Below are 23,711 nucleotides of genomic sequence, written 5' to 3'. Positions count from 1 at the left end.
AGTACGGGGTATTAACCTTAAGATAAACTTGGAGCGGTACACGAGGCTCGAACTCGTGACCTCGACCTTGGCAAGGTCGCGCTCTACCAACTGAGCTAGTACCGCATTTTATTTATCAGTTATTTGAATTACCACATGATGATTTATGTGAACATACAGGTAACTGATTAATTACCGTTTCGCTTATCTCGGGGGCTATGCCCTCTCAACACGGACGCATTCTACAGAGATTATTAAACGCGTCAATACAAAAAATGCTAGTTTTGAACTGTTTGCTTGTTTTTTATCTAAAACGGTGCGTTATTATACATTTAGAGTTAATTTTTAGTCAATTCACCCCATGCTGCACGTAAATATTGCACCATAGAACTCAAGGTTAAAAAGGTCGCAATGTACAGTAGTCCAAAACTTAAATAGTTCATCCATGTATCATATTGCCAAATCAAACCGATAATGGCTAACATTTGTGCAGCTGTTTTTATTTTACCCATATTTGATACAGCCACATTGCCGCGCTTACCTTGCTCTGCCATCCATTCACGAAGTGCAGATATGATAATTTCGCGACTTATTATAATAAGAGCGGGTATCGTCATATACATCGACTGATATTGATCAGCTAACGCTACAAGAGCGGCACATACCATTACTTTATCAGCAACTGGATCTAAAAAAGCACCAAAAGGAGTTGATTGCTCAAGCTTTCTTGCTAAATAGCCGTCTAATATATCAGTAATTGATGCAAGCCAAAAAATAAATGCGGCAGCAAAAAAAGCCCAGCTATAAGGCAAATAAAATATCACCAAAAAACGGGGATAAGAAAGAGTCTAAATGTTGTGAGTGTGTTTGGAATATTCCACATAACTACTTGGATATGTCTTTTTTGCTATATTGCATGCAGGGCTAGCCCTTGTCATGCAAATGGTTAAATATCTTCTCAGCCATATCAGGGCTGATCCCAGGAACTTTCTTTAGCTGTTCTATATTAGCAGCTTTTACACCTTGCATGCCCCCTAAATATTTTAATAATGTTTGGCGACGCGTAGAACCGACTCCATTTATTTCTTCTAGTAGTGATTGCGTGCGTTGTTTTTGGCGTTTATTACGATGCCCTGCAATTGCAAAACGATGAGACTCATCACGTATATGTTGAATCAAATGTAGCGCAGGTGCATCTGAATCCATAGGAATGGTTTTTCGACCACCGTCAATTAATAGTGTTTCAAGGCCAGGCTTACGACTAGTACCTTTAGCAACACCTACTAACAAAGGCATTTTTGTATGTGGCCAGTTAGAAAAGTACTGCTCCGCGCGCCCCAGTTGCCCCTTACCACCATCAATAAAGATAACGTCTGGAATTTTGTCTTCGTCTACTAATTTGTTGTAACGCTTATTAAGTGCAAACTCCATTGCAGCATAATCATCACCACCGGTTATACCCGTTACATTATAGCGCCTATACTCTTTTGTATTTGGGCCTTGTGAGTCAAATACAACACAGCTTGCAACGGTGTTCTCCCCCATGGTGTGGCTTATGTCAAAACACTCCATTCGGGTAATATCATCAAGTCGCAATGTTGCTTTTAATTGTGCATAACGTTTATTAATAGAGTCTTGGGTACTTTGCTTAACTGCAATACTGTTTAATGCATTTTTATTGGCCAGTTGTAAGTATTGAGCACGCTCACCACGGGTAACTACTTTAAGGGTTACTTTTCGCTCACTTATTTGTGTGAGTGCTTCGCCGAGTGCCCCGCTCTCTTCTATTTCAAACGGTAATATGATTTCTTTTGCAATACGCCCTGTTGCTCCTGGCGCTAGATAGTACTGACCTAAAAATGAGGTCAGTATTTCTTGCTCACTCGAATCTTTAGGTACTTTTGGAAAATAGGTTTTACTACCCAGCACTTTGTGATCCCGAATCATTAATAAATGAATGCCGTTTAAACCATTTAAATGTGCAAAACCGACAACATCCATTTCTGCAAAGTTACCAGAAATAGACTGTTGCTCCTGCATTTTACGAAGTAGCATTATTTGGTCGCGAACTTTTGCCGCCAGTTCAAAATTTAATTGTAGGCTGGCTGCTTCCATTTTTTTTATTAAATCAGCAATAACTTCGTGAGATTTACCCGTTAAAAACTTACGGACATAGTCGACTTGCTCGCTGTAATCATCATCCGTGACTTTATTCACACACGGAGCTGAGCAACGCTTAAGCTGATATTGCAGACACGGGCGACTTCTTGCGCGGTAATAAGCATCTTCACATTGACGAACAGGAAATATTTTTTGCATTAAGCGCAAGCTTTCAGATACCGCTCCCGCGCTCGGAAAAGGCCCAAAGTACTCACCTTTAATTTTACGACTGCCACGATGAAACGCTAAACGAGGGTGTTTATGGCTAGTTAATAAAATATAGGGATACGACTTATCGTCGCGTAATAATATGTTGTAGCGAGGCTGGTATTTTTTTATTAGATTATTTTCAAGCAGCAGCGCTTCTGTTTCAGTATTAGTGAGTGTGACTTCGATGTCACAAATATTACTCACTAAAACGCGTGTTTTGCTATCGGTAATGTTACTTCTAAAGTAACTGCTCACACGCTTTTTTAAATGCTTAGCTTTACCAACATAAATAACTTGGTTGTCACTATCAAGCATGCGGTATACACCCGGCTCACTTGATAGCGTTTTGAGAAAATGTACGTGATCAAATTCAGACATAAATTATAGTTAGTACGAAACGTCTATATCAATCATTTTATGACGAATTGCTAAATGAGTAAGCTCAACATCACCACCTACATTTAGCTTTTCAAACATACGGTAGCGATAGCTATTTACTGTTTTTGAACTTAGGTTTAAACGCTCAGCTATATTTTGTGCTTTTTCACCTTTAGTGATCATAAGCATAATTTGCAGTTCGCGTTCAGATAAGCTCTGAAAAGGATTTTCGTCTGTGCGGCCTGTCACTTGTGCAAGCGCTATCTGCTGTGCAATTTCAGGGGCAATATAACGCTGACCAGCGTGAACACAACGAATGGCACGAACCATTTCGTCAGAGCCCGCACCTTTAGTTAAAAAGCCATGCGCACCAATCTGCATTACCTTGCTCGGAAACGGGTCTTCACAATTAACAGTAAGCACAATAATTTTTACATCTGGGCAGTAACGACAAATCTTTTTAGTCGCTTCTAATCCGCCCATGCCTGGCATATTCATATCCATTAATACTATGTTTGGCGCATGCTGACGACAAAACTGTACAGCCTCTTCGCCAGTTTTAGCTTCGCCAATTACTTTAAACCCTCGTACGTCATCAAGAATACGCTTGATTCCTGTTCGCACAAGTTCATGGTCATCAACTAAAAGTACATTAATCAATGGGACATCCTCATTTACCTAACAACATGCAATTTAATTAAATTAATTTGCCACAGTAACATACATAAAGCGAAACAATAATTAATATTATTGCCTCGCTCTAATAGTTTAAGATGACGATTTTTCGCTAAATCTGTCAACCCATAACGCAATGATACCATCACCCGTTACATTACACGCAGTACCAAAACTATCTTGTGCTAAATAAAGTGCAATCATTAATGCAACCGCACCTTCATTAAACCCAAGCATGCTTGTTAATAAACCAAGCGCCGACATTACTGCACCGCCTGGAGCACCTGGAGCTGCAATCATTACTAAACCTAACATCATAATAAACGGGATCATACCCATTAATGAAGGTACTTCCATGCTCGGCGATAAAAACATAACAGCCATAGCACAGGTAACTATGGTAATGGTTGAACCTGATAAATGAATAGTGGCGCAAAGCGGCACAGTAAAATTAGCTACATCTTCTTTAACATTATTTGCTTTACTTGACTGGAGTGAGACTGGAATCGTTGCCGCACTCGACATAGTACCTAATGCAGTAAAGTAAGCAGGTAGCATATTTTTAACTAATTCGATTGGATTACGTTTTAATAATATACCTGTCGATATATATAAAACGCTTAACCATAACCAATGCATAACAAGCGCTGCAATTAGTACTACACCAAATGTTTTCAATGTATCAACCACAGTCCCAGCTACCGTCATTTCGGCAAATACACCGGCAATGTAAAATGGTAAAGCAGGGATAATTACTTTTGATAATAATCCGTCAATTACATCACGCCCCTGATCAGACACCTTTTTAAGCGTATCAAGTTCTAATTGACTCATGCCTATACCAAATACAAAAGCAGTCACTAGTGCAGTCATAACCCCCATCAATGGAGGAATTTCTAAATCAATAAAGCTACCAATTTCTGTAGCAACTTCTGCTTCAAATGTAATGCCACCACTTAAAAACGGTATAAAAGCGCTTACTGATAAAAATGCAAGCGTACCTGCAATAATTGTAGAGCTATAAGCAAACCCGACTGTTTTACCTAATAAGTGCCCAGAGCCTTTTGGTAAACCAGCAATACCTGAAGCAATAAAAAATAAAATTATAAGGGGAATCGTAAAGGAAATAATTTGACCAATTAGCTCTTTTACTGTGAATAAAAGTTCAACTCCAGTTATAGGTAAGTAGAGTCCGACTAAAATACCGGCCACAATACCGGCAATTAATTTTAAGATTAACTTCATTGTTATTGCTTAGTTAAATTTAGATATGTATTTTTATCATGTTTTAAGCGCATTGTGTGATAAAACTATTCAAGTTATGTTCACATGCGCAAATAACAGACAAATAAAGCTTACTGCAAGTCTGTTTCGCATGTTTTTTAACCGCGTTGTTTTTTACTTTTGTATTTAAATTAAGCTTGCACCTAAAATAATTAAAGCACCGTTAATAATTCATTTTAATTTCGGCAGGTTATAAGCTCAATAAATATATGTTATAGCCAAACTTTACTTTTATTTTTTTAAACTCCCAGTAAAGTGTATCTATATAGTTAGTAGCAAAGGCTATTAACACGTTGATCAGATTGTATCCAAAGGAACATTATGTCTACTATTTTTGAAGATAACTCACTAACTATCGGTAATACGCCGCTAGTAAAACTCAACCGTGTTACAGGTGGGAATGTATACGCTAAAGTAGAATCTCGTAATCCTAGTTTTAGTATTAAATGTCGTATTGGTGCATCAATGATTTGGGAAGCTGAAAAATCAGGTCAGTTAACTAAAGATAAAGAACTTATCGAGCCAACTTCAGGTAATACAGGTATCGCTTTAGCATTCGTTGCTGCGGCGCGTGGCTATAAATTAACCCTTACTATGCCAAATACTATGAGTTTAGAGCGTCGTAAGTTATTAAAGGCATTGGGTGCAAATCTAATACTTACCGACGGTGCCAAAGGTATGAATGGCGCAATTAACAAAGCAAAAGAAATTCAAGCTACCGCCCCTGATAAGTACATATTATTGCAACAGTTTGAAAATCCAGCAAATCCTAAAATTCACTTTGAAACAACAGGTCCTGAGATTTACGATGCGCTTGATGGCAAAGTAGACTTTTTTGTAGCCGGTGTTGGTACTGGTGGAACGATTACAGGTGTTAGTCGATACCTTAAAACAGAAAAAGGCTTAAACGTTAAGTCTATTGCCGTTGAGCCAACAAACTCTCCAGTAATTAGTCAAACGCTTGCAGGCGAAGAAATTAAACCAGGCCCTCATAAAATACAAGGGATTGGCGCAGGCTTTATCCCTGGCAACTTAGACTTAGAACTAATTGATGCAGCAGAGCAAGTATCTAATGAAGATGCAATTGCAATGGCACATCAGTTAATGAAAAAAGAAGGTATCTTAGTGGGTATTTCATCAGGTGCAGCGGTTGTTGCAGCCAAGCGTATTGCGGAAAAACCTGAAAACGCAGATAAAAATATTGTTGTTATCCTACCAAGTGCCACTGAGCGCTACTTATCAAGCCCAATGTTTGATGAAGAGTTTACCGAACAAGAGTTAGTGCAATAATTAGGTATATTACGTTTTAAAAGGATGCTTTAGGCATCCTTTTTTATTATTTATTATCCAATTCTATATTTATTTCCTACCATACCTTTACATCTTCATTGATTAATCACACACTTTAAAAAAACTAGTTAATAATAATTAATATGAAAAAAATCACGAGTTTATTAAGTTTGGTTATCTGTTTATTTTTATCAGCCTGCGGTGACGATAGCAAAACACTTGGCGACACTCCTGGCGATACAGCAACTGCTTATTTTGATGCGCTTTATAACCAACAAAACCTTCAAAAAGCCAGTACCATGGCAACACCAAATCTTACACGCATAATGAAGTCTTACGGCACCGCCAAACAGTTTTCCCGTAACTTAGTAAATATGCAATACGATGAAGTAACCATTGAAGTTGATATGACCAATATGAGCGTCCGTGAACAATACGGCGATAATGCCAAAATAAACCTTATTTTTACCGGTTATTTAAATGGCGACAAGATTGATGATTTCCGTAGTGTCAAAATGCTTCGTAAAAAAGGGAAATGGTACATAGATAAAATAATTGCCGACCCTTACGCGCGTTAAAATAAATTAAAAATAAAAAGGCCTTACATTTGTAAGGCCTTTTTACTTTTAATCGTTATCTAAAATGTTATTTTAAAGCTCATCAGGCTTAAAGTTATCAACTGCAATAGCTTTCTTTCGCAACTTATTAGCGTGATGCATTGCATCAGCATCCGTTTGCTCTAACAGCTTATTCTCAAGTGCATAATTTATAGCGCTTTCAATATCAAGCGTTGCAGGCACACTGCCCTTACGCTGCCATTGTTTTAGATCTTTAAACTGCGCTTGCATATCATGCATAGCTAAAAATGCGCTTTCCATTACCCCTGTCCCTGCATTTTCATCTACATAACATAAATGCGTTAAACGGTTTCTAAATACTCCAGGTTGAGTCATACGCTCGCAAATACTTTGTGCTATTTCATCACTTGGTCTGTGGTAATGGTTTCCAAGCGGGAACACGATGCGTTTAAGGGTAAAATTGACAACCGGATTTGAAAAGTTTTTAAAGAAGCCATTAAACGCTTGGCCAATTTCAAATAATGAGTTCTCAATTGCATATTTTACAAATGGTAAATCAGCTTGTTGGCGTCCTTCATCTTCATAACGTTTTAAAACGGTTGATGCTAAGTACAAATGACTTAATACATCACCCAAACGTGCCGATATCATTTCTTTACGTTTAAGTTCTCCGCCAAGCATTAACATTGCAACGTCTGTACAAATAGCTAGGCCTCGGCTCATTCTGCTCAGTTGCTTATAATAAACAGCCGTTTCACCACCTACAGGCGCTTTAGCAAAATAACTACGTGTTAAGCCATGCACAAATGCCATGCCTGCATTACTTGCTGCAAATATTATATGGTTCATTAATAAACCATCAAATTGTTCAAGTGCTGCGTCGTCATCTTCCATTGCAGCGGCTTCCATTTCTTTTAAAACAAATGGATGACAGCGTGTTGCACCTTGGCCAAATATCATTAAGTTACGCGTTAAAATATTCGCGCCTTCAACCGTAATTGATACCGGAATACCCATATAGCCATGCGCCAAATAGTTATTAGGCCCTACTTGAATTCCTTTACCTGAATGAATATCCATTGCATCATTCATTACCGTACGACCCATTTCAGTCATATGGTATTTAGCAATCGCTGTTACAACCGATGGGCTTAATTTTAAATCAATCGCACCTGCGGTCATTAATCGACACGACTCAAGTGTGTAAGTTAAACCACCAATACGCGCAAGTGCCTCTTGCACGCCTTCAAATTGCCCTATAGATACACCAAACTGCTGGCGTACCATTGCATATGCCGATGTCATTTTTGAAGCTAAATGCCCAGTTGCTGCACTCAATGCTGGTAGTGATATACCACGCCCTGCACTTAAACACTCAACAAGCATTCTCCAGCCACGCCCTGCACACTCTTGACCACCAATGATCCAGTCCAGTGGTATAAATACATCTTTACCGTAAGTGGTCCCATTCATAAAGGCCATATTAAGCGGATAATGACGCTCACCCGTTTCAACACCCGGATGATCGGTTGGTATAAGCGCACATGTAATGCCTAGCTCTTTTTTATCACCTAATAAAGCGTCTGGATCATACATTTTAAATGCTAAGCCGAGTACAGTAGCCACTGGTGCAAGCGTAATGTAACGTTTTGACCAATTTAAACGCAGGCCCATTACTTGCTCGCCATTGTGCTCACCCATACACACAACGCCTGAATCAGGAATGCTGCCAGCATCAGAGCCCGCCTCTGGTCCCGTTAATGCAAAACAAGGAACATCTGTACCATTAGCTAAACTTGGCAGCCAACGATCTTGCTGCTCTTTAGTACCATAGTGAAGAAGTAACTCACCCGGACCTAAGCTATTAGGCACCATAACAGTGACTGCGGCTGTTAAGCTTTTAGTCGAAATTTTTGACACTATCGTTGAATTAGCAATTGCTGAGAACTCACGACCGCCAAATTTTTCAGGAATGATCAGCGCAAAAAAACCTTCTGTTTTTAGGTAATCCCACACTTCTTTTGGTAAGTCTTTGTCTTTTTGTACAATTTGATAATCATCAAGCATCGCCAATAAGGTTTCTACTTGGTTAGCCATAAATGCGTTTTCTTTATCGCTAAGCTCTGGTTTAGGAAAGCGGTGCAGTTTTTGCCAGTCTGGGTTACCACTAAATAACTCACCATCCCACCAAACATCACCTGCTTCCATCGCCTCTCGCTCTGTTTGCGATAATGGCGGAAGCACCTTTTTGAACATTTTAAACGTAGGACGACTAATCAAGTTTTAGGCGAATATCTTTAACCGCAAAAATAACCACCACCACGACCAGCAATATTATAAATATTAACATGCGCACATTCCTTACACATTGAATGAAAATAGTAACTTAATTATGACCCATCTTAATTTAAATACAATCATTGCACGACGAGTCGTGAACCTTAACGCATTCATTTTATTGTTTTAAACATCACTTATACTATCAACGTTTTAATAACAAAAAATTGAAGGAATAGCATGATCCCCTTTCGATTTAAACTAAACATGAGCGCCTTAATGGTAGCAGGTACTCTTGCTTTAATAGCCTACGATGCCAAGTAACAATAGACACTACCGATTCAGCACACACTAAAAAAGCGGTAACAGCTAGGGCGTGTTAAACTTTGTAGATTGAAATTTCTTCAATCTAGGGGCGATTTAATCATGGCGCGAGGTTTGTAACCTAGTGGGCTAAGTAAAAACCGAGCAACAAAGAGTCAATCGTCCCTAGAAAGAACTCAAAGGGCAGCGCATGTTTGGTATTTATGCTGCGTTATCGCCTATTTATGGGAAATAACTACACTACATAAGCTCTACCTTGCCTAAAAACCAAACATACTGCTGCAAATTCAACCACCAAAGATCAACACGCCCTAGAGATGCAAATACATTTATAACAAACACAGAAAAAGAACTAAGTGCACTTTATTTAGAATCGAGCCGTGCAGAGTGGATTTACACATTAAAATGTGTGTTCTGCGCACAGGCGAAGAGTTTTCAGTTATTCACCATGAATTAGGGCATAACTTTTATCAACGCGCATACAGCAAGCAGCCTTTATTCTATCAAGAAAGTGCAAACGATGGTTTTTATGAAGCCATTGGTGACACCATTGCCTTATCGGTTACACCAGGTTACTTAAAAGAAATCGGCTTACTTGAACAAGTGCCTGATGAATCTAAAGATATCGGTTTGTTAATGAAAATGGCATTTGATGTTGATCAGTGGCGCTAGCAGGTATTTTCAGATGAAGTAACACCAGAGAATTACAATAAAGTATGATGGGAACTACGTCAAAAATACCAAGGGGTGCAAGCGCCTATCGCACGTAGCGAAAACGACTTTGATCCGGGTGCTAAGTACCACGTTCCGGGCAACACGCCTTATACACGTTACTTTTTAGCGCATATTTTACAATTTGAGTTTCATCGCAGCTTATGTGAAATTGCCGGTAACGATAAAGCCATTCATCGCTGCTCTATTTATAATTCAAAAGCAGCAGGGGATAAGCTAAACGCTATGCTTGAAATGGGTTCATCTCGCCCTTGGCAAGAAGCGCTTGAAACTGTAACAGGTAAGCCGCAAATGGATGCAACAGCAATGCTCGATTACTTTGCACCATTACAAACATATTTAGATAAACAAAACGAAGACCGCAACTGCGGCTGGTAAATAGCGCTGAACAAAAAAGCCCGCTCAAATGAGCGGGTCTTTTTGTTCATATTCTAATTTTAGTTAAATTAGAACTGTAAGCTTAAATTTGCAAAGTAAGCATCATAATCAGAATCATCCCAGTTATTGCCGTAACCTGCTTCTAAACCAACATTGTTGTTGAAAAAGTGTTGAGCACCAAGAGTGTAATCATCATTTTTATTAACTGTAACAAATACCGATGTTGCTTTGCTGAAATAGTAGTTAGATGCTAATTCCCAGTTACTTGAACCGCCATCAACATCTTCAAATTTACCTTCAACAGTCAAGTAGTTACCTTGCTGTAAATCAACAAAGTACTTAGCTGCTACTGCACGGTAATCAAACTCATCATCTGCTGTTACTGTAAAGCCAATATAATCAGTGCTGTTTAACTGGTGGTTATATGCCAAATCAAATATGAACTGATTGTCAGCATCTTCTACATCAACAAACGTTGCTTTTAACACAAGGTTTGGGTTAAAGAAGTAACCAGCTGAAAGTTCAATCACATCCGTGCTTGAGCCAAAATCACTATCGAAATTATTGTACTGTGCACCTAATACAAAATCTTCTACAAAATACTCACCGCCAACGCTAGTAACATCTCCAAAATCATTATCACTGTATGCACCATAAACATTTGTTTGCTTATTGATGTATTCAAATTGATCGTAAGGACCTAAAGTCGCTTTTGGAGAAAAATAATAAGTTGAGTCAACAGTTACCGTGTCATTACCATCTACATCCACGTATCCTACATGGCTGATTGATTGGTAAGTATCTGCAGCTATTGCAGTGGTTGCAGCGCTTGATAATAAAATGCTCGAAATGATAACGGCTAATTTTTTCATTTTAAATTCCCTATAAATATTACTTTTTATGCCTCAGCTGTCTAGCCAAAGTCGGGGCGCATCCTAACGTCAAAAAAATGAACAAAAACTGAATGAATGGCCAAATTAAAATCAAATAAAACCACCAAAACTGTAAATAATTACACGCAAATGTAAACAAAAAGTATTCAAGAAATCTACGTAACAATAGTCTGTCATCATTTAAACTTAAAAAGTAACAAAAAAGGTACAATTTATCGCTAAGTTGAACACAACTTAATTATTCGATAAACCTCATCAATATAATTTCCTCTCACTAAATTTTTCTAATTTCTCAAAAAAATTACTCTATTTAATTCATTATTTCTGTATTTATAATGATAAATAGGTTTGTATAAGTGCATATTTTTATCTGTTTTTTCCAATAATCATTGTTTACTAGCAAAAACAACTCCAATACTTACTATTTTATAGCTATTATCATCGACTGCACTTAATGACTTTAATAACAATTTAGCCATTCTTGGCGACTCTATTTATAACTTAAAGGAGTTATTTAGATGAGCATAATAAAGGCCGTAATAATGGCTGGTAAAAGTTTATAGTTAAAAGCTCAAACGTTTAAAAACAACAAAGCCCGCTAAATTTAGCGGGCTTTTTAATATTACTTTTGTATTAACTAAGTACGGGACTTAATTAAAACTGAAAACGCATGTTAGCAAAGTACGCATCGTTATCAGAATCATCAGCGTTGTTTTCGTAACCCACCTTTACACCAATATTTTTATTGATAAAGTGTTGAGCACCAAAGCTGTAAGTGTCTTGCTTGTTGTAGTTAGCAAATACAGATGTTGCTTTTGAGAAGTAGTAGTTAGTTTCTGCTACCCATTGGTTCTCTGCATCATCAATGCTTTCGTATTTACCTTCAAAAGTTAGGTAGTTACCTTGCTGTAAATCAATAAAGTATTTAGCAGCAACTGCACGGTAATCAAAATCGTCGTCTGATGTAAGTGTAACACCTACGTAATCAGTGCTGTTTAGCATGTAGTTGTAAGCTAAATCAAACAATGCGTAATCATCGCCGTCTTTGTTTTCAACTAGTGTTACTTTTGCAAGTAAATCAGGGTTGAAAAAGTAACCACCCGTCAGTTTATAAAGCTCACTGTTAGAACCTGAATCAGGGTCTAGGTTTTCGTAAGATGCGCCAACAACAAATTCATTAATGAAGTATTCACCACCAACTGATGTTAAATCGCCAAAGTCGTCATCAGCGTAGCCACCATATACGTTAGTTTGCTTATTGATGTATTCAAACTGATCGTACGGACCTAACGTTTTTTTAGGAGATAAGTAGTAAATAGAATCTACAGCAACAGTATCGTTGTTATCGCTATTTTTGTAGCTTAGGTTACTAATTGAATTATAGCTGTCTGCAGCAGCCGCAGTGCTAGATAATAAAATGCTCGAAATAATAACTGCTAATTTTTTCATTGTAAGACTTCCCTATATACATTGCTTTTTATGCTCTAGCTGTATTGCTAAAGTCGAGGCACATGCTAACGTTAGGGAACTGAATGAAAACTTAACTAACCAGTTGTATTTACTAAGTTAATTGTAAGAAAGTGTTGTAAATTGTAAAATTAAAGTAGTTGCAACATCTAGTCAACAACTACTTAAAACATGTACCGTATTAAAGCGCGTGTTGGCTAATAATACGATAAACATCATTAATATTATCGCCAGACTTAAACTCTTTACTAATTGGTGTTGGATCTGAGCCAACCCATATTTTTAGCTCGGCATCTAAGTCAAAATGGCCTGCACTTTCTTTACTAAACTTGGTGATTTTAGAGTAAGCAATACTCACCATTTCCATTTTAGAGCCGGTCATACCTTGCTTATCAATTAAGATTAAGCGCTTATTAGTAAAAATAAACATATCACGTACTACTTTATATGCCTTTTCTACTTGCTCACCCTCAATTAATGTATTGGCGAGTATTTTCTCTAAATCAGAATCGTCAACTTCGCTTGCATTACCCATAAGTCCGCTAAGTAAACCCATTATACTTTCTCCTGTTTAAATATTTGATTCTCTAATGTGTGACCATTAACTAACTGCCTGTACTGCCAGTGTTGTTGATGACAAAAATTCAGTAGTGCAATATCAAGTGGATCGCTCGTTGGCTGATACTCAACTACATATTCTTTATGTTGGCTCATATACACCCGGCTCACCCCTGCAATTGCTTGAAGCTGTTGCTCAACATTTTGATAAGCTTCGCTTAGCATTAATGTATAAAAGTGTTTATCGGTATTATTAGTTTTTGTTTGATGCTCGCTCAGTACGCCTTTATCTAAATGAAGTACCTGCGAGCATAGTCGCTCAAGCTCTGTTAAATCGTGAGAGCTTAAAATAAATGTAGCCTGTTCACTTAATTCTGATACCAGCTCACGTACTTCTCTGGCATGAATAGGATCAAGGCCTGCGGTTGCTTCATCAAGCATTACAATTTGTGGCGCGCCAATAAGTGCTTGCGCTATCGTAACGCGCTTGCGCATACCGTGCGATAAATCCCCTGCACGCTGCTTTGCAATCTCTTTTAAGCCTACCAAATCAAGTACACGTAGCGCCTCAGTTTGGCTTTGCTTTGCCCCCATACCTTGTAGCTTTGCATAAAAGGCGAGTTGCTTGTCTATATTAAAACGGGGGTCAAGTTGTGCGTCTTGCGGTAATGCACTTACTTTATTAAATAAAGCAGCACTACCAGGTTTATGCCCTAATATTTCAAGACTGCCTTTACTTGGCGCTATATAGCCGCACAACAAACTAAATAAGGTGGTTTTACCCGCACCATTTGGCCCAACAAGCGCCACTGGCGCACCTTTATTAATCTCAAAGTCCACATTATTAAGCGCAAGTTTTGCACCATACGATTTACTCAAACCGCTGGCTGTAATTAATGGTCTCATAGTGAGCTCCTTGCAAAAATACGTTGAGCAACGCTTAGTAGCACCGCTGTTTGCACAAGGGGAATAGCCACAGCGCTCAATAATGGTAAATTTTGCCCCGCTAATAACTCTATTTGCACACCCGGAAATAAATAATCAAGCAAGCCTAATACGGGTATTTGCCATTGCAATATACCAACTATAATACCGCCTGCTGCAAAATATAAAATTGCCAATACAATAGATAAACGCGATGAGCGAGCAAAGGTATTTATTAACGTCATAAGTGCTACAAATGGACACAGAGTAATCACTAATATTAAAAATATAGAAAGCGCACGGGCAAAACCACCAGCCAGTAAACTTGGATCTCTAAACCCTAGTACGGCGAGCGTAGCCACAAGCGTTATAGCCACCAAACAGGCTAATACCGCTAATTGCCCTAGAAAACGACCAAACAGTATTTCAAAGCGAGTGGAGCGCAGTGATAAAAACCTTAGTGTGCCGCGCTCTCTATCGCCTACCGTTTGGTCGCTACAAATAAATAAACCAAAAACGGGAAAGCTATACAGAGCTATTAACCAGTACATAGCAAATTCGGCCTCAGGCCAATCCAATAATTTACTTAAACCAATAGAACCTGATATATCACGGGCTATTTGCTCAAAATCGGGCGCACTTACAATGCCTACTGCCTGCCCTATTGGGTAGCGCAGTATTATTAGCCACACTAATGCAAAGGCAGCTAATGCAATAAGTCCACGTTTAGTTAAAAACATACGTACAAGCTCAAATCCCGCTATTTGCGTTAATCGCCCTACGTTTATCGGTAATGGTGTTGCCATTGACTATCCTTAATGACTTTTTATTTTCTGTGTATTTATCCACACTAAGTGTAAACACCTTGAATTACCAGCAAAAAAAAGCTCACCTGTGGTGAGCTTTGTAACAATACATTTAAATGTAACAACATAAATTGCATTAAAAATTATAAATGCTGCTTATAAACCTCAAGTGCTTGGCTTAAATCGCTAATTAAATCTTCTACATCTTCAAGACCTATGTGCAAGCGAATAACCGGCCCTAAATCCCAACCGGTATTTGAGCGCAGCCCTTTCATGGTTAAATTAGCGGTTACCAAGCTTTCAAAACCGCCCCACGAAAAGCCCATTTTGATATGCTCAAGGCTATCTAAAAATGCATCAATCGCTTTTTGATTGCCGGTTTTCATCACAAATGAAAACAACCCATTACTGCCATCAAAATCACGTTTAAAAAACTCATGCCCTGGGCAGGTTTCAAATGCAGGGTGGCGAATATGATCAACAAGCTCATGTTGTTCAAGCCATTTAGCTACTTCTATTGCTGCTTTTTCATGTTGATTTAAACGCACACCCATTGTACGCAGGCCTCTAAGCGCTAAATACGCATCATCGGCACTGGTACATTGCCCTAGTAAATATGAGTTTTCGCGCAAGGTTGGCCAGTACTTTTTATTAGCAACAGCCACCCCCATCATCACGTCTGAATGGCCGACAATATACTTCGTTGCAGCCTGAATACTAATATCAACACCGTGCTCTAGCGGACGATAATGCAAACCGTTGCCGTAGGTATTATCAAGTATGGTCATTACGTTGTGCTTATTGGCTACTTTTACCATAGCGGGCACATCTTGCACTTCCATCGTAATAGAACCAGGAGATTCTAAAAACAATACTTTGGTATTTGGCTGAATGTAGTCTTTAATACCTGCGCCAATGGTTGGCGGGTAGTATGTTGTTGTAATGCCCAGTCCTACTAAAATTTTATCGCAAAAATCGCGAGTTGGTTCGTACACGTTATCAACCATTAAAATATGATCACCGGTTTTTAAAAACGATAAAAATACTTGGCTGATCGCCGCTGCGCCACAAGGGTATAATGCACACCCTTCGCCGCCCTCAAGTTCTGTAATCGCTTCTTGTAGCGCAAAGTGTGTTGTTGTTCCCCGGCGCCCATAAAATAATGTTTTATCGCCACGGGTTTTAGCTGCTTCTTTTAAATCTGCTACGGTATCAAATACAATGGTAGATGCACGCTGTACAACGGGATTTACTACGCCGTGTGTATACGCTTTCTTGCGCCCTGATGACACCAGCTGAGTGTTTTTATTACTTTTACTCGACATTGTTAATCCTTAAGGGTTTGTGCGCCAATGCTCAATTAAATAACGAGAGATAGAATCAGTTCTAGGCAGCTTTAAATGCTCACCTTCTTCGTGCCAATTACCAAATTGCTCTAAGTCTTCACGGCTAAACCATTTTGCATCGTCTAGCTCTTCTTTATCTACGTTAATTTGCTCAGATGTCGCCTCTGCAAAAAAACCAAGCATAATTGACGATGGGAACGGCCATGGCTGAGATGCAACATAACGTACATTTTCAACCTCTATGCCTGCCTCTTCTTTAACTTCACGCGCAACAGCTTGTTCCAGTGTCTCCCCTGGGTCTACAAATCCAGCAAGCGACGAATACATACCGATAGGCCACGCAGCTTGGCGACCTAATAAACAGCGTTCTACTCCGTCAGCAAAGACTTTAGTAACGACCATAATTACCGCAGGATCGGTGCGCGGGAATGTAGGATGCTTACAGTTTTCGTTTTCACATACTCGAGAATGCCCTGCTTCCACTAAACGGTTTTTACTACCACAGCGCCCACAAAAACGATGCGTGGCATGCCAATAACATAACCCTCTCGCAAGGGCGGCTATTGAGGCATATTTAATGGTTACTTGAGGCCCATATTGGCGAATATCAAAAAACTGAGCGCCCTCTATTAAAGGCGTAAGTACGCTTTCATCCAGATCAGAGACATCCAATGCAAACACACCATGTTTAGCATTGTTTAAACCAACAAAAATAGCATCAGTTAAATCTAAATGCGCCACTTGTTGATACGTTAAATAGCTTACTTTAGGGGTATCTTTAATAAATAGGGTTTGATTATTTTTAACTAAAACCCATTTACTTTGCGCCGACATTTGCGCTTTAAGCCACGATGGGTCTTTACGAAGATTTGAGCCTCTATCTAGTGGCATGTTGCTGTAATGAAGCATGTAAGTCCTTGGTAACTCGTTATGCTTTAAAATTACCATAATCATTTAGCAAACCCAATTGATTACAGTAATAAAAAAGCCTATATAAGGCTTAATTCATCTATTACGGCTTTGTATTAAAATCTCTCATGTTGCAGGCACTTAGCTTGCACTTTTTTAACTATTTTTTGTTCTCAAAGAAGCAAAGTATTATCAATTAAATGAAATTGCTCTGCGCTTTGTTTTAATACCTCAGCGGTTAACCTGTCAGCACCGTATACATCGCACGGTACATTATATTGATTTTTTTAAATGCCCAAGTAACAAAGCAAAGTCACCATCGCCAGAGAGCAAAATAACCTTATCAAGATTTTTACCCTGCTCTAACATGTCTATTGTTATACCTACATCCCAGTCGCCTTTGGCACTTCCATCACGGCGTTGAATAAATGGCTTTAGCTTTACGTCAAAACCAATTGCACGCAAAATATTTTGAAACTGATTTTGCTTTTCATCTCCTCGATAAATAGCATACGCAAAAGCACACTCAATATTGTATTGCGCCTCCATCGTTCGCCAAAACGCATTGTAGTCAAAGTTTTTCCCGTAACTCTCGCGGCACGTGTAATAAATATTTTGCACATCAACAAAAATACCAACTCGTGGTTTTGTGCTTTGCTGCTCGTTTTGTAAAGTCATTTAGTGTCCTAATGAGGATTAATAGCAATTAAAATAAGTGTACCTTGCAATTTATATTTAAGTAACCTAAATTAGTTACATACCCCTATGTAACCAATATTGGTTACATATTAAAAAGTAACCATTTTGAGATTTTTATGATTGGTGTGATCAGCGGCGATATTATTAAATCGCAAACAATCCCTAAGCAGCAATACGATGCCATGCTTTACCAACTAGAGCAAAGTTTGCGAAACATTTCGGGTGAGCAAACCCTTTGGAATATATACCGAGGCGATGCCTTTCAGTTACAAGTTAATAATCCTGAGCTCCTTTTTAAAAATGCCATACTTGTATATTTACACCTTAAATCGTCAGGTTATGAACTACGACAAAGCTTGGCACTTGGGCAAATAGATAACCCACGCAGCGATATAAAAACAGCAACCGGTTCTGCTTTTACTCTTTCGGGGCAAGGCCTTGATAAAATAGGCAATCAACGCTTTGTTTTTAATATTAACGAGCAGCAGCTCGATGAAAGCTTAAATCTTAATTTAGCCTTTGCCGACGTATTGCTCACTAAAATCACACAAAAACAAGCAAATGCCCTGTATGTCTATTTAACATCATCAGACAACAGCCACGCGGCACTGGCTAAAGAACTTAAAACAAGTCGCGAAAATGTAACCAAACTACTAAATTTAGCGCACTACCAACTTATAGAGCGCTTTATTGCGCACACACAACACGTTATAAAAAATATAATTAAAGGAGGTGAATAATGGCGTTTTCACTTTTACTGGTCGCGCTTATTATTGGCCACTTACTCGCTGATTTTTACTGGCAACCTATGAGTTGGGTAAACGACAGAAATACCCGTCACTTTAAAGCCAGTAAGCTTTATTTTCATGTACTCGTGCATGGTGTAACAAGTGCACTCATTATTACCGTGTGGGAATACACATTCGGGTGGCAGCAACTAAGCAGTGTTTTAATTGCCACGGCGAGCATTATGTTGAGCCATTACTTTATTGATATAGCTAAATCGTATTCTAATAAAGGCGTGGTGCCTTTTTTACTTGATCAAATAGCGCACATACTCGTTATTATTGCGCTCAGTATTTGGCTAACTGATAACAGCAGCTTTATGGCAGCAATTAATAATATGCTCACTGATCCCAAAATACTGTGGGTGGTATGCGGTTATTTAATTATTTTAAGTCCCAGCGCCGTATTTATAAGAATGATGTTAGAGCGTTTAACAAGTAACTTTTCAAGTACTGGTAGCTTACCACTTGCAGGACAAAGCATTGGCATGCTTGAGCGCGTACTTATGCTGAGCTTTATATTGCTTGACCAATTTGCAGGGCTTGGCTTTTTACTTGCGGCAAAGTCGGTATTTAGGTTTGGCGATTTAAGTGCAAGTAAAGATAAAAAACTTACCGAGTACGTCATGCTCGGCACATTACTTAGCGTAAGTGTGACTTTATTTGTAGGTTTAGGTATTAACTATTTAATCAGCTAATGACAAATTATAGGCAATAAAAAACGCGCTGCTTCTATTTATTCAAAGAAGAGAGCGCGTTTTTTGTATCAGCCTTTAACTAAATTCTAAATTAATTAAACGCCAATACAATTATTAATCGTTAATAATGATTAATCGTTATTTGTGCGACGACGGCGTTGGCCATTACCGCCCACAGATTCACGCTTTGCCCATGGGTTTTGCGCGCTGTCATCTGTTTTAGCAGCTGGCTTTTTAGAACCACCACGGCGTGGGCCGGTACCATTACCACCATTGTTCGGCTTTTTACTGTTAGGCTTGCTGCTATCAGATTTAGGCTTATTAAAAGGCTGCTTTTTCTTAGGCTTTTTAGCCGGTAGAGGGCGAGCATCTAATGCGCGTTCAGCTACTGGGTTAATAGGCTCAAAACCGTCTTCCTCAGCACGTGGAATAAGCTCACCAATAAAGCGTTCAATACCGTATAAATCAACAGCATCTTCTGTTGTTACAAACGAAATCGCATGACCCGATGCACCAGCACGGCCTGTACGGCCAATACGATGAACATAATCTTCATATACGTTTGGTAAGTCGTAGTTAACAACATGCGGTAATTCAACAATGTCCAAACCACGTGCAACAATGTCTGTTGCTACTAGTACGCGTACTTCACCACTTTTAAAACCATCAAGCGCTTTAACGCGGGCGCCTTGTGATTTATTACCATGAATAGCCGCGCCTACAATGTCATCGCGCTCTAGTTGTTTAACTAAGCGGTTAGCACCGTGCTTTGTACGGCTAAACACTAATACTTGTTGCCAATCGTTAGTGCGAATCAAGTGGCTTAGCAATGCTGTTTTACGTGTTTTATCTACCGCGTAAACGCACTGAGTAACACTTTTCGCTGTAGTATTTTTTGCAGCAACTGAAATTTCAACTGGGTCATTAATTAACCCTTTTGCTAGTGCACGAATTTCATCTGAAAATGTAGCCGAAAACATCAAGTTTTGACGTTTAGCAGGCATTTTAGCAATTAAGCGTTTAATGTCGTGAATAAAGCCCATGTCTAACATGCGGTCAGCTTCATCGAGTACAAGCACTTCAACGCTATCAAATTTAACTGCATTTTGATTATGTAAGTCGATTAAACGACCCGGCGTTGCTACTAAAATATCAACACCTTTACGAAGACGCTGCATTTGTGGGTTAATTTTAACGCCACCGTAAACTACAAACGAGCTCACATCCGAATGCTTAGCGTACTCTTCAACGTTTTCACTTACTTGTAAAGCAAGTTCACGTGTAGGCGTTAAAATAAGTGCACGTACGTGGTTACTTTTAGCTTTAGGGCCTGACGACAAACGCTCAATAAGTGGTAATGTAAAACCCGCTGTTTTACCTGTACCTGTTTGCGCTGCTGCCATAACATCACGGCGTTCAATAATTGCAGGAATTGCTTGAGCCTGAATCGGCGTTGGCGTTTCATAGCCCTTTTCTAAAACCGCATTAACCAAAGACTGTGATAAACCTAAACCTTCAAAACTCATATAAACTCTCTTTTAAATAAGGCTACATTAGCCAGTTGCGCGCATTATACCTGTAGTAGCTAAGAATGCATGCCATTATTTACGTTGCAGGCAATTGAGCATAGTTTATTAAAATTAAACCTGTGATCAAGTTGCTTAAAAATGCAAAAAACGGCCATAAGCCGTTTTTTGTTTATACTTAATTACTCTAAGTATTAGAGTTACTTAACACCTAACTCACGCAAACGTTCTTGCAAGTAGCTATCTGCCGTGTAGCGCTCTGAAAGCACAACATCTGGATGCGGGTGTAAAAATAACGGTAGTGAAATACGCGATTTAGTAGATGCTTTACCCGTTGGGTTAATTACACGGTGAATTGTCGATGGGAAATACCCGCCCGACGCTTCTTGTAGCATGTCGCCGATATTAATAATTAAGCTGCCAAAATCACATGGCACGTCTAACCAACCGCCATCTGTTTTTTGAACTTGTAAACCAGGCTCATTAGAAGCTGGTAATACAGTCAATAAATTAATATCGCCATGGGCTGCTGCGCGAATAGCACCAGGCTCTTCATCACCCGTCATTGGTGGGTAATGTAGGATACGTAACAATGTTTGCTCAGAATCGGCAATCATGTCTTTTAAATCAATCGAAAACTTAGCACGCACATCAGCTGGTGCTTCAGCCTGAACCCAGCTTAATAATGTGCCAGCAAATTCACTTGCTAAACGGTAGTATTCACGTACATCAGCTTCAAGCTGGGCAGGAACGCGACCTTTAGGGTAAACATGAAAGTACTCTTTAATGTCTTTTATTGTAAAGCCTTTCGCCACTTCTGATACTGAAGGCGGAAAGTAACCGTCTTGAGTTTCTTTAGAGAATAAAAAATCGTGCTTTTGCTCTGAGTTAAAAAAGTCTTGCCAATTTTTGTAAATAGACTCAACTAAAGACTGTGGGATTGGGTGGTTTTTTAAAACGCCAAATCCAGTATTTCTTAACGATTCAACAAATTGTGCAGCCGCATCGGGAGCTTTATAATCAACAGTAGGTAATTGCATTGTACGTTCCAGTGAATAGGTTGTGTGAAGTGAGTTGCTTTTAATAGTGCTAAATTACTTATATAAAGTAGCAAAGCCTTCATTATAGCGCTATGCGAGGATAGACAAATGACCTCAAAAATATAAGGACATATGTCCGCAAAGCATAGTCACCGCCACTTGGCTTGATCAAGATCAACTTATAAAAAAACGTTGAATTTGCAAGGTTTAGTACTTATATCTGGTCTACTAGGGCGTGCTGACCTTTGGTGGGTGAATTTGCAGCAGACTGTTTGGTGTTTAAGCAAGGCAGAGCCTATGATGTGTGGTTGTTCCCCATAAATAGGCGATAACGCAGCATAAATGCCAAACATGCGCTACCCTTTGGGTTCTTTCTAGGGACGATTAACTCTTTGTTGCCTACATGGATGTAGGTAAGGGGCGTGAGCAGGACGCGGAAGCTTTGCTCGGTTTTTACTTAGCCCACTAGGTTACAAACCTCGCGCCGCGATTAAATCGCCCCTAGATTGAACAAATTTCAATCTACAACGGTCAACACGCCCTAATGTATTTTATTTGTGTAAATAAGGTTCCCCATGCGACAAAAAGTATCTTTTAAAAGCGGCGATTTAGAACTTGCCGGCCAACTTGAACTTCCCTCTGGTGACGTTAAGTTTTACGCGCTATTTGCACACTGCTTTACCTGCGGTAAAGACATTGCAGCAGCCACACGTATTAGCCGAGCTTTAACACAACAAGGTATCGCGGTACTACGTTTCGACTTTACCGGTTTAGGTAATAGTGATGGCGATTTTGCTAACAGTAACTTTTCATCAAACATTCAAGATTTAGTATCTGCGGCTAATCATTTACGTGAGCATTTTGCGGCGCCACAACTACTCATTGGCCACAGTTTAGGCGGGGCAGCCGTTCTTGCTGCTGCGGAGCATATTCCTGAAGTATCGGCTATTACAACCATTGGTGCACCGTCAGATGCGCAGCACGTAGCGCATAATTTTAAAGCACACCTTGATGAAATTAACGCAGCAGGTGAAGCAAAAGTAAACCTAGCCGGTCGTGAATTTACTATTAAAAAGCAATTTATTGACGATATAGCCAAGTACGATAAAAGCCATATTAGTAAACTTAAGCGCGCATTATTAGTAATGCACTCCCCTATTGATGCGACGGTAAATATTAGTGAAGCTGAAAAAATTTATGCATCAGCTAAACACCCTAAAAGCTTTATTAGTCTAGATAACGCCGATCATCTTTTAACAAATAAAAACGATGCCGACTACGCTGCACAAATAATTGCAACGTGGGCAAACCGTTATGTTAAGTACGACAAAACTAAATACACGGCAAGTTTAACGGGTGGCAATGTACTCGTTGAAGAAAAAGACCATGTATTTACTCAGCACGTAAGTACAAAAGATCATACTTGGCTTGCAGATGAGCCAATAAAAGTAGGCGGTAAAAACTTAGGTCCTGATCCTTATCATCACTTATTAGCGGGGCTTGGTGCCTGTACGGCCATGACACTGCGTATGTACGCTACACGTAAAAACTTACCACTGGAGCATGTAAAAGTAGAGCTTGATCACACTCGCGATTACAACAAAGATTGCGACGATTGTGAGCAAACAGGTAACCTTGAAGCCATTACCCGTAAAATCACCTTACGTGGCGACTTAACTGAGCCAGAGCGTCAGCGTTTACTCGAAATAGCCGACAAATGCCCAGTGCATAAAACACTACATAATAACCCTGTTATTGTTAGTGAACTGGTAGAATAACTGCCGTAAAATTAATA

18 protein-coding genes, 1 tRNA gene and 3 pseudogenes are annotated in these 23,711 nt (G+C 39.2%); 6 read left to right on the top strand and 16 right to left on the bottom strand.

The genetic code is table 11. From position 1 onward, the window contains the following. Positions 1-29 precede the first annotated feature (29 nt). From P20652_RS19225 to P20652_RS01045, 5 genes are all read right to left on the bottom strand, one after another. Positions 30-105, bottom strand: a tRNA-Gly gene (locus tag P20652_RS19225). A gap of 212 nt (positions 106-317) precedes the next feature. Further along, positions 318-791, bottom strand: coding sequence for a CDP-diacylglycerol--glycerol-3-phosphate 3-phosphatidyltransferase (pgsA, locus tag P20652_RS01030; RefSeq protein WP_008172620.1), 474 nt, complete (start codon positions 789-791; stop codon positions 318-320). A 112-nt stretch (positions 792-903) separates the two neighbouring features. Continuing rightward, positions 904-2,727 carry an excinuclease ABC subunit UvrC gene (gene uvrC / locus P20652_RS01035; protein WP_008172618.1) on the bottom strand — a complete coding sequence of 608 codons (1,824 nt, stop codon included), beginning with the start codon at positions 2,725-2,727 and terminating at the stop codon, positions 904-906. 9 nt (positions 2,728-2,736) lie between these two features. Then, positions 2,737-3,387 (bottom strand): UvrY/SirA/GacA family response regulator transcription factor, encoded by a 651-nt coding sequence (uvrY, locus tag P20652_RS01040; protein WP_002963136.1) that lies wholly within the window; start codon positions 3,385-3,387, stop codon positions 2,737-2,739. 108 nt (positions 3,388-3,495) lie between these two features. Further along, entirely contained in the window at positions 3,496-4,647 is a 1,152-nt protein-coding gene (locus P20652_RS01045) for a dicarboxylate/amino acid:cation symporter (protein ID WP_008172616.1), read from the bottom strand. Between the two features lie 360 nt (positions 4,648-5,007). Here P20652_RS01045 and cysK point away from each other — a divergent pair, with 360 nt between their 5' ends. Together cysK and P20652_RS01055 are read left to right on the top strand one after the other, a co-directional pair. After that, entirely contained in the window at positions 5,008-5,976 is a 969-nt protein-coding gene (cysK, locus tag P20652_RS01050) for a cysteine synthase A (RefSeq protein WP_008172612.1), read from the top strand. Positions 5,977-6,119: 143 nt separating this feature from the next. Then, the gene (locus P20652_RS01055; RefSeq protein WP_008172610.1) at positions 6,120-6,554 is read left to right on the top strand and encodes a hypothetical protein; all 435 of its coding nucleotides are present in this window, start codon (positions 6,120-6,122) and stop codon (positions 6,552-6,554) included. A 72-nt stretch (positions 6,555-6,626) separates the two neighbouring features. Here the strand turns inward: P20652_RS01055 and P20652_RS01060 are convergent. Further along, a pseudogene (locus P20652_RS01060) lies at positions 6,627-8,904 on the bottom strand (acyl-CoA dehydrogenase). Between the two features lie 641 nt (positions 8,905-9,545). Here P20652_RS01060 and P20652_RS19220 point away from each other — a divergent pair. After that, positions 9,546-10,265 (top strand): annotated as a pseudogene (locus P20652_RS19220) (M2 family metallopeptidase); the annotation flags it as partial. Positions 10,266-10,333: 68 nt separating this feature from the next. Here P20652_RS19220 and P20652_RS01065 read toward each other — a convergent pair. The 8 genes and pseudogenes from P20652_RS01065 to P20652_RS19215 form a co-directional block, all read right to left on the bottom strand. Beyond that, entirely contained in the window at positions 10,334-11,137 is an 804-nt protein-coding gene (locus P20652_RS01065; protein ID WP_008172601.1) for a putative porin, read from the bottom strand. 675 nt (positions 11,138-11,812) lie between these two features. Further along, complete coding sequence (locus P20652_RS01070) at positions 11,813-12,607, bottom strand: putative porin (protein ID WP_002962833.1); 795 nt, start codon at positions 12,605-12,607, stop codon at positions 11,813-11,815. Positions 12,608-12,806: 199 nt separating this feature from the next. Further along, positions 12,807-13,181, bottom strand: a complete 375-nt coding sequence (locus P20652_RS01075) for a PH domain-containing protein (RefSeq protein WP_008172599.1) — start codon at positions 13,179-13,181, stop codon at positions 12,807-12,809. Further along, positions 13,181-14,089, bottom strand: coding sequence for an ABC transporter ATP-binding protein (locus tag P20652_RS01080; RefSeq protein WP_007377980.1), 909 nt, complete (start codon positions 14,087-14,089; stop codon positions 13,181-13,183). The genes P20652_RS01075 and P20652_RS01080 overlap by 1 nt, the downstream gene beginning before the upstream one ends. Continuing rightward, complete coding sequence (locus P20652_RS01085; protein WP_008172597.1) at positions 14,086-14,913, bottom strand: ABC transporter permease; 828 nt, start codon at positions 14,911-14,913, stop codon at positions 14,086-14,088. The genes P20652_RS01080 and P20652_RS01085 overlap by 4 nt, the downstream gene beginning before the upstream one ends. A gap of 143 nt (positions 14,914-15,056) precedes the next feature. Continuing rightward, positions 15,057-16,238, bottom strand: coding sequence for a cystathionine beta-lyase (locus tag P20652_RS01090; protein WP_008172595.1), 1,182 nt, complete (start codon positions 16,236-16,238; stop codon positions 15,057-15,059). Between the two features lie 9 nt (positions 16,239-16,247). Further along, on the bottom strand, positions 16,248-17,168 hold the full coding sequence (gene nudC, locus P20652_RS01095) for an NAD(+) diphosphatase (RefSeq protein ID WP_008172592.1): 921 nt from the start codon (positions 17,166-17,168) through the stop codon (positions 16,248-16,250). A gap of 173 nt (positions 17,169-17,341) precedes the next feature. After that, a pseudogene (locus P20652_RS19215) lies at positions 17,342-17,846 on the bottom strand (NYN domain-containing protein). Positions 17,847-17,983: 137 nt separating this feature from the next. Between P20652_RS19215 and P20652_RS01100 the strand changes: the two are divergent. Both P20652_RS01100 and P20652_RS01105 read left to right on the top strand, forming a co-directional pair. Beyond that, complete coding sequence (locus P20652_RS01100) at positions 17,984-18,607, top strand: hypothetical protein (RefSeq protein WP_008172589.1); 624 nt, start codon at positions 17,984-17,986, stop codon at positions 18,605-18,607. Continuing rightward, complete coding sequence (locus tag P20652_RS01105; protein ID WP_008172586.1) at positions 18,607-19,350, top strand: DUF3307 domain-containing protein; 744 nt, start codon at positions 18,607-18,609, stop codon at positions 19,348-19,350. The genes P20652_RS01100 and P20652_RS01105 overlap by 1 nt, the downstream gene beginning before the upstream one ends. A 131-nt stretch (positions 19,351-19,481) precedes the next feature. On the opposite strand, the gene P20652_RS01110 is transcribed toward P20652_RS01105, so the two are convergent. Then, positions 19,482-20,876 carry a DEAD/DEAH box helicase gene (locus tag P20652_RS01110; protein ID WP_008172585.1) on the bottom strand — a complete coding sequence of 465 codons (1,395 nt, stop codon included), beginning with the start codon at positions 20,874-20,876 and terminating at the stop codon, positions 19,482-19,484. Between the two features lie 200 nt (positions 20,877-21,076). Further along, positions 21,077-21,916, bottom strand: a complete 840-nt coding sequence (locus P20652_RS01115; RefSeq protein ID WP_008172584.1) for an isopenicillin N synthase family oxygenase — start codon at positions 21,914-21,916, stop codon at positions 21,077-21,079. Positions 21,917-22,491: 575 nt separating this feature from the next. Here P20652_RS01115 and P20652_RS01120 point away from each other — a divergent pair. Then, the gene (locus tag P20652_RS01120) at positions 22,492-23,694 is read left to right on the top strand and encodes a bifunctional alpha/beta hydrolase/OsmC family protein (protein ID WP_008172583.1); all 1,203 of its coding nucleotides are present in this window, start codon (positions 22,492-22,494) and stop codon (positions 23,692-23,694) included. The last annotated feature ends 17 nt before the right edge of the window (positions 23,695-23,711 follow it).

The sequence above is a fragment of the Pseudoalteromonas sp. BSi20652 genome, assembly GCF_000239855.1.
Taxonomy (GTDB): domain Bacteria; phylum Pseudomonadota; class Gammaproteobacteria; order Enterobacterales; family Alteromonadaceae; genus Pseudoalteromonas.
Note: the sequence above shows the minus strand (reverse complement) of the source record. Positions and strands in the feature narration are given on the sequence as shown.